General features: G+C 71.6%; 1 protein-coding gene. It reads right to left on the minus strand.

Annotation, left to right across the window (positions count from 1 at the left end):
* Nucleotides 1-88: 88 nt before the first annotated feature.
* Nucleotides 89-739: an arginine repressor gene (gene argR / locus ACY5KJ_RS17905; RefSeq protein WP_462186885.1), complete on the minus strand. Its 651-nt coding sequence runs from the start codon at nucleotides 737-739 to the stop codon at nucleotides 89-91.
* Nucleotides 740-757 lie beyond the last annotated feature (18 nt).

Consider the following 757-nt stretch of genomic DNA (forward strand, 5'->3'; position numbering starts at 1 on the left):
TTCGAAACGCGCAAGTTATTTCATTTCGACTCCATTGTGTTTATTGAGGGTGCTGGGAAGGCCGGTTCACGGCGTCGCCGGTGCACCGCTACGCATCCTGGTCCGGCACGGCGGACGGTCCCGTCGACGCTCCACGCGCCCGGCCGTCGGCGAGCCACAGGAGATGGGCGGCGAGTGCCGGCCCCCTCGGGCCGGCATGCCCTCCCTGACCAGCTGGCTCTCCCGAACCGACGGGATCTCCCGGGCCGACAGAACTCTCCGGACGGACCGGGGCCTCGGCGGCGGGAGCCGACCGGCAGACAACGAGCACCGTGTCGTCCCCCGCGATCGTGCCCATGACCCCCGGGAGCGCCTCCCGGTCGAGCACCGAGGCGAACAGCTGCGCGGCGCCCGACGGCGTGCGCAGCACGACCAGGTCGCCGTTGGCCTCCGCGGAGACCAGCAGTTCCTCGCAGAGCCGGGCGAGCGACAGCCGGACGATCTCCGCCGGCGCGAGGTTCGCCTCGACCGCGTAGACCAGGCCGCCGTCCGGACCGCGCACCTTGGTCGCCCCGATGTCCTCCAGATCACGGGACAGGGTTGCCTGGGTAACCTGGACGCCCTCGGCAGCCAGCAGACGCGCGAGCTCGGTCTGTGAACGCACACCGCGCTGACCGATCAACGCCGCCAGCCGAGTCTGACGGGCGTGCTTGGTCAACGGCGCGGCACGCCGGGCCCCTGCGCCTGCTTCCGAGGTCATCGCCCGGTGCCCCCCACC

The sequence above is a fragment of the Frankia sp. CcWB3 genome, from assembly GCF_977927595.1.